We start from the raw sequence: 11,612 nt of genomic DNA on the forward strand, positions 1-11,612 counted from the left end.
CATAACAGAGATCGATGAGAAGATTGCCTACATTTCCACGGCGGAGGGACGGCGTCTGATAGACGACGTCTTGCTCCTTTCCCCGCGTGTGCGCAGCCGGGTCGTTGCCCTCGTCAGCTCGATTGTCGATGAAGAGATGGAAGAACAGAAGTAAGCATCCGAGAGGGCCACTCAGGCGGCTTGATCTGTCGGTGGCGTAAGAGGTATTTGTGGAACTTCAGTGGCTCAGCCGTGGCTGGGTAGGTTCGATTGGTAGCGGTCCGTCTGTGGATACAACCGACACGATATCTGTATAGTCATTTATTGATGGGTTGTTATGACGATAGGGCAGGTTCGACTCTTGCTATGGGTGAACGTTCTAGGCTGTGTGATGCAGACAATTGGACTTAGGTTGTCGGCGTGAGAAACGGTTGAGCGTAAAGTCTACAAGGCACCTCTGAGGCTAATAGCCTCGACGACTGTGCGTTCTGTTCGATGGCCGTAAACTCCGATCAACATCAGCGATGTGACAATCGTCGTGGTTATCGTCGATGTGATGAGGCTCCGCCTAACTTTGTCAGGCGTTCGAGAAATTACAAAAAGTGCTCCCCCGATCAACAATCCAAAGATCGTTTGAACACCGATCCCGCCGATCAGTTCACCGAAAAGGAACCAGAAACCGAGGTAAGGCTCTGTGAACATCGAGTCATCGCCCCAATGCAACCGCATCAGCTCGAGGACTAAGAAGGCGACAGCCCCAAAAATAAAAGAAAGGCCGACAAATCTCAGCATTTTACCCTCCATACGAGAACGCGACCTTAGCTGCAACTTGCTTTGAATCTATGAAGAGAAATGATAAATTGCCGAACTGGCCAAGAACGTGAACACCATGGCAGCAGGCAGACGTCCCGCGCGGTCTCCCCAATCCACCGAAGCAGGACTTCGAGACGGCCATTGACGCCGTTCACGTTGTAACTGGCGATCACCGTCAGTGGCGATCAATCTCGGCCTCGACTTTTTTGCGGCTGTTACCGGCAGACTTGACCGCCTTCTTGACCGTATCCTTCGAAACGTTTTCCTTTTTCGCCTCGTATGCGACTTCATGCTTCTGACCGGCGGCGACGCGCGCCCGGTCCTGATTTCGTCCACGTGATGTAGTAGCCATGATAGAGCCTCCTGTGTTTCGGACCATCTAAAAACGAACGCGGATTCAAGAAGTTCCGGCCAATTCGTGCGGTGCAAGACATTCGTCGCAGGTGCCGCAACCGGGTGACCTCGATCCTGCACCGCAAAGACCTCCGCGGTGTCGCTCCGGCCGACTGGTAGTTGCTGGCTTCTCAAGGACGATAACGAAATCGAAGCTGCTGAGCACGTCTCTCCGCTGGGCGGGAAGCTGTCGATCAGCAAGGTGCAGGACGAAATCGGTTATCCCGTCGACCCGGCAGCTCAGTGAACGGCAGCCGACGTCGGCGCGTTTACGCGCGTCGCCCACCTGCCGACATAAGTGCCGATGAGCAACGTTGTGACATCCTCTAACGATGTCGCGCCTTCGTTGAAGAACTCGATGGCGGCCGAGCACAAGGTTTGCGACGCCTGGTCGTCGGGTTCGACCTCGTAATAGCGGTACCAAGCCTGTACCGCTTCCGAAAGCATGCGGAAGTGTTCGTCGTGCGTTGGCATGTGACATCCTCCAGCTATCGACATAGCGGAGGAGCGATCTACAACAAGACCTCAGTCTCCAACTCTTCGGGATCCTGACGGCGGTCGTTCCCCACTCAAAGGACGCCACAGTCGAGAACGGTCACCTCATTCGGCTTCGGAACATGTACAAGACGAGAGAACCGGTGAGGACTGCTGCGGTTGCGGCGAACATGGCTGTGAAAGCGGGGCTTGGTTCGAGCGAGCGGGCGATCATCCCGAATATCGGGGAAGACGAGGCCACGCCGACAAACCCCAGGCCGTTCAAGACGCCCAAGATCATGCCACGCCTTCGGGCGGAGATGTGCTCTTGTGCTTCCGCTAAGGCAATCGTGTGGCAGTTGCTAATCGAGTACAAGGTGGAGAGCACGATAGCGGCGACGAACACATTCTGCGCCGGATCGAACGCGAGGGCGGTAGTCAGTACGATTGCTACCCCATAGAGCGCCCCGACGATCGATCCCGCCGACCAACGCTTCATTGCCAGAGCTAGAACGACACCCGTCAACGTGCCTGCCGCGCTCACCGCGGCAAAGGCATTTGCCGCCTGCTGGGAAGAAAGCTTGACCACCTCCATGAGGTAGGGCGACGCCCAGGCACTCCTGAACACGGTACCTAGAGATGCACTTAAGAGATAGGTGACAGGAAGATCAGAAACCCGACATTGTTCGGAGAGCGGCTTGCCTCGTCGAGCATCGGGTTTTCCTCGTTTCGATCGGTATTGACTGAGATATAAAGCAAGCCCGATGCCAAGGTCATACAGCACGCCGACGCCGCGACCGCGTATCGCCAACCGAGCATTGAAACAAGCAGCTCGAGCGGCGTTGCGGAGACCAAAGCTCCAAGCGACCCGATGATGGCGACCTTGGTCGCGACCCCGCGCCGCCTTCTGCCACGGAAGTGCCTGCCCATAGTGGAAATAGATCCCCATAATAGCTGGAGCGCAGCCCATTCCGATCAGCCCCTGTCCCAGCAGTGCATGTGCGAATGACGTCGCCGTCGCGATCATCGCCGAGCCCACAGCGCCGCAAAGGGCGAGCGCTGTCATCGGCAATCGGCATCCGAAGCGATCGAAGAGCAAGCCTACTGGCAATTGCATTGCGGCGAAGCATGCGAAGAATGCCGAGGACAGAACACCAAACTGGCATGGAAATAGTAGGAGATCACGTGAGGATGGGACGACAGATGAACTTTGTCGTCGACGCACATGTTCCATGCGCACTATTCCTATGCCGCCACTTTTGAAGCTGGTCGGTGACCTTTTTGGTGTCGTAGGGCTTCGGAAAAAATATGCTGTGATCCGGCATGTCCCGTGCCGACGGCTTCTGCTTGCCCGACACGACGATGATTTGGATGGGCGGCCATCTGTCGCGCACCGCCGCAGCGAGCATCAGGCCGTCCATGCTGCCGGGCATGTCGATGTCCGTAAAGAGGATGCGGATTCCAGGCGTCGCCTCAAGGATCACGATCGCCTCCGACACATTGCCTGCCTCGAATGCCTCGAATCCTGCAGCTTCCACCAGATCGACCGTCTTCATCCGCAGGAACGGCTCGTCCTCGACTATCAATACCTTATGCTTCACTTGCCTACCCGTCGGAACCAGCCCGCACTGGTGAAACTTCAAATGCCGGATCGGGTTCCGCTGAGAATGCGATCTCGAAGACCAGGCCCTCCGGGCGGAAGTCCGAACTGCTTCGGGCGCTGGCCTTCGAGGGGAAAACGCGCTCAATGACTGCGTAGCGTGGCGCAGCGGTATCGTCTTTTCACCGTCCCGGAGCTTCGAGCAGCAGATTGCAGCGCAATGACGATCGAAGTGAGGGTATGCCGGCTGAACTTGATTTGGGACTCGAAGCTTATGCTTGACCGCCTCCAACAGAAGACAGTTTCCTTTGAACGGCGCTGAGCGACTGGTGGTGGTCGCAGCCGCAGTCTTTCCGTGAGCGCGTCAATCGGTGGGCGGCACGGCATGTTTTCGTGCAGGTTATACGGCAGGCAAGCAGACCACTGAACGCCGCTTCGTCTTAAGATCCGGCCGCATGCGCATCACCGTTTGGGCAACAGGCATCATGGAAGCGCCGCCAGGCAAGAAGAGCGTCGTCTGCGAAGAGAAAACCAAGCGGCTCGGCGTTGGCGGCTAACCGCTAACCAGCGACACCACGAAGGAGCCAGCCCGTCGGGGACAGATCGCCCCCTCAGCCGCTTCATCAATGTGATTTGGAGTTTGAAATGGATCAATTCGCTACCGCCGACAACACCTCCGCAGCCTCGAAGCCAGGATTGCGAAGGTTACAGTCTTGAGGACCTAGCCGTCGCCAGCGGACTTACGGTCGAGGAAATCGCAGCGGCCGAGGGACCCCTTCAGATCGTGCCTCATCACCACCTCGAGCGCATTGAGCATGTGATCTCGTAGCTTTCCGTCTGGGTCAATCGCCGCCTTTGCGCAGATCCGACCTGCAAGGAGCGGCATGAGGGCGAGCCACTATCCAGGTGCGGCGACACGAGGCCGCGCGGCAGGAGCGCGACACTAAGCCCTCTTACCGGGGCGTTGCACAACAGGGCGCGATGTCGCTCGAGAAGTAAGCGGCCCCAACGCTAACCTTGCCCCGGAGACCATGGAACCAGTGGGCTTGGCAGCTCGCCTAACGAAGCCGGGAAGACGACAGTCGCCGAACAACGGCGGTCGCGGGGCCGGAGGCGCCAACTCGATCGTTGGCCGTGGCTCAAGCTGTCGCCATCATCGGCTGTATCTCAGTACAGCTGAGGATCCCTGTCCCGCGACATCCGAGAGACAGCAATGACCTGGTCTTCCGGCACCAGCAAATCGTGTTTTTCAGCGAACGCAGCGTACAGGCCGCGTACCGTCTCCGGCTCGATCTCGCCGCGGAGCGCGGCACCGCAAGCCTTGAGAGCGATGGAATGCGCACTATCCCGCAACGACGCCGGCCATTCGGCGAGATGCCGGTAGGCGTCCATCACGCTGCGGACCTCAACGGGAAATCCAAGACCAACAAGAACCGAAACAGGCTGTCTGAACATATCGGGCTTCATCATTCTCTCCTTCCGTAGCCGCGATGTTGATGGGCGCCATCGCGATGGCGCCGTTTGATGTCTTTGCGTTCGAACGTCGCCTGCGCTGTACAGTCGACGGCATCCGATTTGGTTTTTGGCTTTTTCGAATTCAAGAGGAATTGCAAAATAGCTCGTCCTCTCCCTGGCACTGATCCGCCCAGTGCCATGCGGTCGCTTTCAGCACGTCAGAACCACTCGGCCCTCTCTCGGTGGCAACAAAGCTGCTTCCTGTGAAAACATCAATGCGCTGAAGGTTTTGGAGGGGGGCGAAGGAAGGGCAACCTCGTCGACCGTCTTCAGCACCAAGAGAGTGTCATGGCGCCGCATGCGCGTGCGCCGGTTCAACAGCCGAGCTGATGCCGCTTTGGGATTGAATATGGAACGAGCCGCGTCCGCCCGTCGTGCGGTCGCAGCCCCCATGGCTGCTCCACCTCCACATCTGCGTCGTGGCGCCTCTGCTGAAATCAAGGCTCGACATCCGACGGGGGCCTGGCTCAGGCGCGCCGGATTTATGACGTCCACGACGAGTAGCTCGGACTTGAACCCGCTTCTATTCGTTTTGGTACGGTGCCGGACACGGTAGCGATGGGAACATGCAGTTAGGAACTCTCGTGGATGCCTGAGGTTTAGGCCTCGCAAAGACAATCAACCCACAAAGGTGAACTCATGACTTTCAAGATCCTTGCGACGTCAGCACTCGCTCTTGCTCTTGCGACATCTGCCATGGCTCAATCCTCCGGAGGCTCTGGCGGCTCAGGAAGCTCCAGCGGCGGCGCATCGTCCGGCAGCGGTGCGTCCAGTACCAATGGCGGCGCATCGGGCACCAATGCGACGGGCGGCAGCAATATGAATGGCAGCAGCGTTGGTAGCAATTCCACCGGGTCTGGAGCTGACGCCGGCAATCCAACGGATAGCAGCAGCAACTCTGGCGCGTCAGGTGGTGATCCGAACGACTGCCACCGCGCAGCGGGAAGTGGCACCGGCAATCCGACTCCCAATAGTTCCGCACAATCAGGCGCGGCCAATGCTTGCTGAAGTCATCCAGTCTGGCCGGTAGTAGCAAAGGTGCTCCAGGGACAAACGCAGGCTCGCCAGCTTTCGCGGGCCTGGGTGCCACTAGCGACCGCTTTCGACCGACCTTGTTGATCACGCCGAATTGCGATTTCGCAAAGCTGGGCGTCCGAACTCGCCTCAACGTCTTTGCGGTAGTGGAGATGCTTCCAATTACACTGCCTGCGCCCCTGCAGCCTAACGGCTTCAATCTTGTCACGAAGCCCCGCTCAGTCGCCCGCGATGTTGTGGATCGGCATGTGAGCCTCACTAGCAGCGCTGCCCGCTTCGGCGGCGGTATTTTGATGAGGGCGGCCCGGAGCAACATGCGGCGAGCGTCCCGTTCGTCGTTCAATAGAGCGATTAAGTCGAAGATCCCGTTCCCTTCTTTATCAAACTAACCACCCGCGCTATCTCCACGGGCTTGTCGAGGCGCTCTACCGTCTTAAATCGCGGAGGGATTCCACTGGAACCGTAACCGGTGACGAATGCAAAGGGTGCGTTCCGAGCCGCCAGCGCGTCTGCGATCGGGATAGCCGACTCTCCATCGAGATTCAGGTCAAGTATAACAAAGTCCAGGTGATCCGTTTCGTCGAGAAGTGCAAGCGCGTCACTCAAGGCGCCGACCGGCCCAACCACCTGCGCACCGGCACGTGAAAGCGAGCTCGCCAGTTCGTCGGCGATGAAATAATCGTCCTCAACAACGAGAATGGCCAGGCCAGCAAGGGTCTCAACAGTCATCGTGGACTATTCCTTCCGAGGTCGAAAGCTATGGGAGCGAGAATTGTGCAGCGGATGCCGCCGGCGCCCATTTCATAGGTGGTCTTAGCTTTGAGTTGATAGGGGAGTCCGCGCTCGATGAGCTCCCGCCCATAGCCAGAGCCCTGCGCCGGCGCGTCGTCGCTCGGCATGTTTTCAACCCCGGTTTCCACCCACTCCAGGAGCAAGGCTGGCGATCGGCCGTCAGATCCATGCTCGAGACGCCATCGGATCGTAAGACGGCCTTGCGACGATGCCAGCGCTCCGTATTTGACAGCGTTGGTTGCCAGTTCGTGGAGCGCCAGGGCGAATGTCTGGATCGCCCGTGACCGCAATCGGATGCCCGGCGGTCCATCGAGCGTTATCTTTTCCCTGTCGCTGACATGCGCGGCCAATTCCGCCTCAAGCAGATCATCGAACGTAAGCCGTTCATATTCGCCCAGATGCGAGAGAAGACTTTGGACTCTAGCAACAGCGGCAAGCCTGTGACTGAAAGCCTCGGCGAAGTCTTCCAACGTCAGGCTTGACTCGATCGTCTTGAGCGACAGCGACCGTATGACCGCAACGATGTTGCGGGTTCGGTGCTGTAGCTCCGCCAGCATGACCTCCTGACTGGTCTGAAGTTCCTTCAGTTGCTGCACATCAGTACAGGTCCCGAGCCACTCGAACCCTAAGCCACTTCCTGGAAGCGAGCGGCTGTGGTGCCAGATATATTCCCCATCCGAAGCGCGACGGATACGATATTCGCAATCGAGCCCACCCTTGGCTTCCGCGTCCTCCCAGGCCGCCGTCACCAGATCGCGATCGTCGGGATGGACGGCCGCCAGCCAACCCATCCCAAGGCTGTCTTGATTATGTTGTCCTGTAAACCGTTCCCACTGCGGGCTTGACCAGATGCGAAGGCCAACGGATCGCGCCCGCCAGACCAGTTGCGGAACACCCGCTATGAGCGATCGCTGCAAGGCTTCGCTTTCCGAAAGCCGCTGTTCGGTTCGATGTTTCTCGGTGACATCCTGACCGATCTTGAGGAACCCTCTTACCGAGCCGTCCGGGTTTCGCAGGCATACGGTCGAGCCGTCAACGAAAACCTGCGAGCCATCCTTGCGCACGTGCCATCGCACGTCGGGAGCCGAACCTTCGCGTCTGGCCGTCTCGATTTCCTTGCGATCCTCGCCCTTCGCCCGATCTTCGGGAGTGAAGAGTTCGCTGCAAGACATTCCGGCGGCTTCCTTAGCCGTCCACCCGAAGACTTTCTCAGCACCCTTATGCCAGTCGACGATCCGATCCTGCGGGTCCGCGACGAAGATGGCATAGTCGCGGGCATTCTCAACGACGAGAGCGAAACGTTCCGTCGTCGACTGAAGTGCCTGCATCTTGTGGAGCCTGTCGATCACCGGACCGAGGATCGTGGCGTAGGTTCTGAGGAATTGTGTGTCTTCCTCACAGAAATCCCTTGGCTCGACGTCGTCGACCTGAAGCAGACCGAAAGTGCGGTTGCCCGGTAAGAAGATCGGGACGTTGGCGAGCGCGGCGACACCGGCCGCTCGCATGAAATCGGGCGTTTTGAACCGCTCTTCCTTTGTGATGTCCTGAGTGATGACGGGCTCGCCGGTCCGGATTGAAAAGGTCTCGGACGAATGGTCCTCCATGTCGAGCTCGAGACCGACGATGTCAGGCTGCCATCCAACTGCCGCTCGCACGCGCAGCTTTTGACCACCCTCCTGAATTTCCAATACCTTGGAGCGGCGCGTATCGACTGCGTCGCTAACCAGACGACAGGCCTCGCTCAGGATTGCATCCAGATCGTCGGAGCGAAGCGCAAATTCCCCGAAGTCGGCGAGGACTTTCTGGCGCTTGAATAACTGCCCATGATTGCTTCCTCGGGCCTGTCATTTGAATTCCCCCGAACATCCTTATAGACGATCAGTTCCCGACGATGCGCGGCCAGCAGCTGGCATCATTCGCCTGGAAACTGATTTAGCGTTGGCACGGGATTTAGCTAGTCAGTGAAGGAGGCCCTCCCAATCGTATGGCCACTGAACTCGTCTTCGGAACTTACTCGGAGTTATCTGCCCGAGATAAGCGAGCGTCGCCAAATCTGCGGCGACACAGCTGTCCAGTCTCCCCGCACCCCATCTACAATCCAGCCTCCTCCCTCGCCGACCTTGGGGAACCCAGACGCCGCGGCGTTGTTACACGCTCGGACCGCACGAAAATTAGTCTCCTGTACGCTGCGCCCCATATGGCAGTGGTCGTGCGGTCCACCACCCCTAAATCATTCGATCTCGCGATTGGTAGGAACTTGCGGGAACTCTCGACACTGACAGTGGTTAGGCGCTTGGATTGTTGGACAGCGCAAGCCCTGCACTCTTCGCGATCCACCCCTCCGCAGGGGTTCGGGCCGCGCAGTGGCAAGCTTTGGTCCCTTCCCGCTTCGACCGCTGCTGCGCGGCCGCCTATTCATTGAGCTTCAGCGCGACGAGTTCTCCCGCGTGCGATAACTCCAAGGCTGTCCCGCCGATTTCTCGAAGATATCGAGATCGAACTCAGCGTGAGAGAGGCTATCCGGAAAGCACGAGGCTTTTGACCTTCTCATCATATTGAGGAACCAGAGCGCAAGACGGTGGCGATCCGCGCCATGACCGCCACCCTGAAGCACTTGGTACTGCACTGTCAGGGATCCTGCCCTTCTCCTCAGTAGTGAAGATGGCATACTCCAGCGTGCGGCTGACGGAGGGTCTGAAGATGTCGCGACTACGCAAGGAGAAGAGCAAAAAGGGCGGCTAACTCTCGTCATGGAACTCAACGCCCCTTAGGACATTTCTTGCACGCAAATTTGGAGATGAAAAACATAGATCAAATTGTCATGTCAGATACGACCCCAGCAGCAAGCCGCAGGGCTGCTCGTATCTCCAGAGGCGACAGCCTCGAGGAGCTTGCAATTGCGACCGGACTTACGGTGGCGGAAATCGCCGCTGCCGAGGAACCTGGCGAACCGGTGCCGGAGCATCATGTCGAGCGCATCGAGCACGTTCTTGCCTAGCTGAAGGACGTCACCGGGAACTTCGCGGCGGCCTTGAAGTTATCAAGGCCGCTCAACAGACCGGAGATACCCATGAACCGCCGTAAGATGCTGACGGGACTCGCAGCCGCAACCGCGCTTCCCACCCTTTTGTCGTCCACTTTCGTCCATGCTCAATCGCATTCCCCCGCCATGGGCGACGCTGAAAAGAAACATGCGGAAGATACCAAGAAGGTCGGCTCGCTGTCGCTGGCCATAAGCCGCGTCGCGACCGAGAAGGCGTCCGACGGGATGGTGAAGTCGTTTGCAGAATGGGAAGTCGCTGAGCAGGAGACCATCGCCGATATCCTGAAGTCCATGGAGATGGGGAAAGGCGGAGGGAGCGCTGAAGCCGCCGTCGGACGATGAAGTGGCCAAGATCCTCGACAGCGATGGCAAGGCTTCGCTGGACTCGCTGAAGGCTGCATCCGGAGCCGAATTCGACAAGGCGTTCGTTACCGCCCAACTCGAAGGCCATAAGAAGCTGCTGGCGATTCAAGAGGGCTACCTCAAGATCGGCCAGGATCGCGAGCATCTGAGCCTTACGAAGCTTGCACGTGGCCAAATTAAGGAACATATGGACCACCTCGACATGCTAAAGTCGAAGCTTGGTTGAGGATCATGTTCGGTGATGACGGATGTGCTGGCACCGGATCTTTCTCCGCCTTCTCGGAAACCTGTACATCCCCGGAGCACGCGCGTGAGCTTCTGATCTGGTGGGCAGACGCGTCCTCGTCGTAGAGGATGATTACGATCAAGCCCAGGACATGGCGCGCGCGATCGAAAAGCATGGTGGTGACGTCGTCGGTCCCTACCCCGATATCGAGGCAGCTTTTCTGGCGCTCGGAAAGGCGGCGATCGACGCCGCTGTGCTCGACATCAGGCTGAATGCCGAGGACGTATTTCCACTTGCGGACGTTCTTCGCGAAAAAGGCATCCCCTTCTTCTTTGTTACCGGGTTCGACAGGGACGTGCTGCCGAAGCGGCTCCGCAAAGAGCAAATAATCCGGAAGCCGATTGCGCCTTTCGAAGTTCTGATCGAGGTGGCATTAAGAATCTCGCGTAAGGCGTCGCGACATTGACAGAAAAAATTCAACTACCTGGCCTCCTAGTCGGCCGGCGCGGCGGGAGCTCGGACCGAAGTTGCGCGATCGCAAGCGCCAGGGCCGTTGGGGCCTCCCTTCCGACGAATGGCTTCAGGTAATGCGGGACCCATTTGAACCGCGGCGGGATCATCGCGCGATCGTAACCTGTCAGAAAAATGAAAGGGATACCGTCGCGACAGAGGCTTTCCGCAACGGGAAACGAGGTGACGTCACCCACTTTGACGTCGAGAATAGCAGCGTCGATCACATCCCGCCCGCAGGACTGCAGCGCTTTTTCGACCGTCGGGAAAGGGCCGATGACATCGGCGCCGTGCTCCATTAAAGCGTCGGCGATCGTCCGAGCCTGAAGGTACTCGTCCTCGACGACGAGGACTTTCTTGCCGTTGAGGTTTCCTTGCGACATTAAAGGCATCCTCCTGCTCCACCAACCTTTGAAAGCCGTGGCGGTTCCGCATTCACTCGGCTTTCGAGCCGGGCTCGCTGCGAGGCAAGATTACTCCCGGTGGCCCGCCGGAGCAATTGTGGTTCCAGTACACAGTCATCGAGCGACCTGGTCTGAAATCGACCCCCTTGAAGGGATACGAACCACCGATCCCGCCATTCCACAATCGTGCAGTCGATGGGACAGTAACCCGCGCGCCTGCAGCGAATATCACGCCGCTGGATTCACATCCGACGGCCGACGTATTGGAGTGAAGATCAGGCGTAGATTTTATCACCAAATGGTGCTATCTATAACACCACAATAGGAAGCCAAACGATGCGATCGACTATCAATCTCGACGACACCCTCATGGAAAGGGCTAGGTCTCTAACGGGGACGAAAGAAACCGCCACTCTGGTCCGCCAAGCGTTGGAGACGCTTGTTCGTGTGGAGTCGGGAAAACGC

14 protein-coding genes and 3 pseudogenes are annotated in these 11,612 nt (G+C 58.2%); 7 read left to right on the forward strand and 10 right to left on the reverse strand.

Annotated elements, in window-relative coordinates; genetic code table 11:
• Nucleotides 1–154 (forward strand): annotated as a pseudogene (locus ATY29_RS38010) (helix-turn-helix domain-containing protein); the annotation flags it as partial.
• A gap of 269 nt (nt 155–423) precedes the next feature.
• Here ATY29_RS38010 and ATY29_RS29785 read toward each other — a convergent pair.
• From ATY29_RS29785 to ATY29_RS29815, 6 genes and pseudogenes are all read right to left on the reverse strand, one after another.
• Complete coding sequence (locus ATY29_RS29785) at nt 424–771, reverse strand: hypothetical protein (protein ID WP_040111697.1); 348 nt, start codon at nt 769–771, stop codon at nt 424–426.
• A gap of 101 nt (nt 772–872) precedes the next feature.
• Nucleotides 873–971: pseudogene (locus ATY29_RS38015) on the reverse strand (exodeoxyribonuclease III); the annotation flags it as partial.
• Nucleotides 968–1,144: a DUF3606 domain-containing protein gene (locus ATY29_RS29795; RefSeq protein WP_080771747.1), complete on the reverse strand. Its 177-nt coding sequence runs from the start codon at nt 1,142–1,144 to the stop codon at nt 968–970. The gene ATY29_RS29795 and the pseudogene ATY29_RS38015, both read right to left, overlap by 4 nt.
• Before the next feature lie 281 nt (nt 1,145–1,425).
• Complete coding sequence (locus tag ATY29_RS29800; RefSeq protein ID WP_040111696.1) at nt 1,426–1,659, reverse strand: hypothetical protein; 234 nt, start codon at nt 1,657–1,659, stop codon at nt 1,426–1,428.
• 121 nt (nt 1,660–1,780) lie between these two features.
• Nucleotides 1,781–2,725, reverse strand: a complete 945-nt coding sequence (locus tag ATY29_RS36550; RefSeq protein ID WP_133118222.1) for an MFS transporter — start codon at nt 2,723–2,725, stop codon at nt 1,781–1,783.
• Nucleotides 2,726–2,840: 115 nt separating this feature from the next.
• Nucleotides 2,841–3,260, reverse strand: coding sequence for a response regulator transcription factor (locus tag ATY29_RS29815; protein WP_052272668.1), 420 nt, complete (start codon nt 3,258–3,260; stop codon nt 2,841–2,843).
• 273 nt (nt 3,261–3,533) lie between these two features.
• Here ATY29_RS29815 and ATY29_RS37105 point away from each other — a divergent pair.
• A pseudogene (locus ATY29_RS37105) lies at nt 3,534–3,753 on the forward strand (hypothetical protein); the annotation flags it as partial.
• A gap of 673 nt (nt 3,754–4,426) precedes the next feature.
• On the opposite strand, the gene ATY29_RS29825 reads toward ATY29_RS37105, so the two are convergent.
• The 3 genes from ATY29_RS29825 to ATY29_RS29845 all read right to left on the reverse strand — a co-directional run bounded on the left by ATY29_RS29825 (nt 4,427) and on the right by ATY29_RS29845 (nt 8,358).
• Entirely contained in the window at nt 4,427–4,726 is a 300-nt protein-coding gene (locus ATY29_RS29825; protein WP_040111693.1) for a DUF982 domain-containing protein, read from the reverse strand.
• Nucleotides 4,727–6,160: 1,434 nt separating this feature from the next.
• Nucleotides 6,161–6,538, reverse strand: coding sequence for a response regulator (locus ATY29_RS29840; RefSeq protein ID WP_040111692.1), 378 nt, complete (start codon nt 6,536–6,538; stop codon nt 6,161–6,163).
• A complete protein-coding gene (locus ATY29_RS29845) occupies nt 6,535–8,358 on the reverse strand; it encodes a PAS domain S-box protein (protein WP_342210734.1) in 1,824 nt (607 codons plus the stop codon). The genes ATY29_RS29840 and ATY29_RS29845 overlap by 4 nt, the downstream gene beginning before the upstream one ends.
• 1,064 nt (nt 8,359–9,422) lie before the next feature.
• Here ATY29_RS29845 and ATY29_RS29855 point away from each other — a divergent pair.
• The 4 genes from ATY29_RS29855 (at nt 9,423) to ATY29_RS29865 (ending at nt 10,699) form a co-directional block, all read left to right on the forward strand.
• Nucleotides 9,423–9,599 (forward strand): XRE family transcriptional regulator, encoded by a 177-nt coding sequence (locus tag ATY29_RS29855; RefSeq protein ID WP_244597471.1) that lies wholly within the window; start codon nt 9,423–9,425, stop codon nt 9,597–9,599.
• Between the two features lie 72 nt (nt 9,600–9,671).
• A complete protein-coding gene (locus tag ATY29_RS38020) occupies nt 9,672–9,986 on the forward strand; it encodes a hypothetical protein (protein WP_244597472.1) in 315 nt (104 codons plus the stop codon).
• Between the two features lies 1 nt (nt 9,987).
• Nucleotides 9,988–10,233: a DUF4142 domain-containing protein gene (locus ATY29_RS38025; protein WP_244597473.1), complete on the forward strand. Its 246-nt coding sequence runs from the start codon at nt 9,988–9,990 to the stop codon at nt 10,231–10,233.
• Nucleotides 10,234–10,333: 100 nt separating this feature from the next.
• On the forward strand, nt 10,334–10,699 hold the full coding sequence (locus tag ATY29_RS29865; RefSeq protein WP_052272646.1) for a response regulator: 366 nt from the start codon (nt 10,334–10,336) through the stop codon (nt 10,697–10,699).
• 10 nt (nt 10,700–10,709) lie between these two features.
• Here ATY29_RS29865 and ATY29_RS29870 read toward each other — a convergent pair whose 3' ends face one another.
• Complete coding sequence (locus ATY29_RS29870) at nt 10,710–11,126, reverse strand: response regulator (protein ID WP_052272645.1); 417 nt, start codon at nt 11,124–11,126, stop codon at nt 10,710–10,712.
• Between the two features lie 357 nt (nt 11,127–11,483).
• On the opposite strand from ATY29_RS29870, the gene ATY29_RS29875 reads away from it, so the two are divergent.
• A partial coding sequence (locus ATY29_RS29875; protein WP_097537483.1) for a type II toxin-antitoxin system VapB family antitoxin occupies nt 11,484–11,612 on the forward strand: 129 nt, incomplete at its 3' end.

Source organism: Rhizobium hidalgonense (assembly GCF_002914525.1).
GTDB lineage: Bacteria > Pseudomonadota > Alphaproteobacteria > Rhizobiales > Rhizobiaceae > Rhizobium > Rhizobium hidalgonense.

Excerpts from the sequence above, each read along its gene's own strand:
- ATY29_RS29800 (WP_040111696.1), bottom strand. The coding sequence starts at position 1,659 with ATGCCAACGCACGACGAACACTTCCGCATGCTTTCGGAAGCGGTACAG.
- ATY29_RS29785 (WP_040111697.1), bottom strand. The coding sequence starts at position 771 with ATGCTGAGATTTGTCGGCCTTTCTTTTATTTTTGGGGCTGTCGCCTTC.
- ATY29_RS38020 (WP_244597472.1), top strand. The coding sequence starts at position 9,672 with ATGAACCGCCGTAAGATGCTGACGGGACTCGCAGCCGCAACCGCGCTT.
- ATY29_RS29795 (WP_080771747.1), bottom strand. The coding sequence starts at position 1,144 with ATGGCTACTACATCACGTGGACGAAATCAGGACCGGGCGCGCGTCGCC.
- ATY29_RS29840 (WP_040111692.1), bottom strand. The coding sequence starts at position 6,538 with ATGACTGTTGAGACCCTTGCTGGCCTGGCCATTCTCGTTGTTGAGGAC.
- ATY29_RS29825 (WP_040111693.1), bottom strand. The coding sequence starts at position 4,726 with ATGAAGCCCGATATGTTCAGACAGCCTGTTTCGGTTCTTGTTGGTCTT.
- ATY29_RS29870 (WP_052272645.1), bottom strand. The coding sequence starts at position 11,126 with ATGTCGCAAGGAAACCTCAACGGCAAGAAAGTCCTCGTCGTCGAGGAC.
- ATY29_RS36550 (WP_133118222.1), bottom strand. The coding sequence starts at position 2,725 with ATGACAGCGCTCGCCCTTTGCGGCGCTGTGGGCTCGGCGATGATCGCG.
- ATY29_RS29855 (WP_244597471.1), top strand. The coding sequence starts at position 9,423 with ATGTCAGATACGACCCCAGCAGCAAGCCGCAGGGCTGCTCGTATCTCC.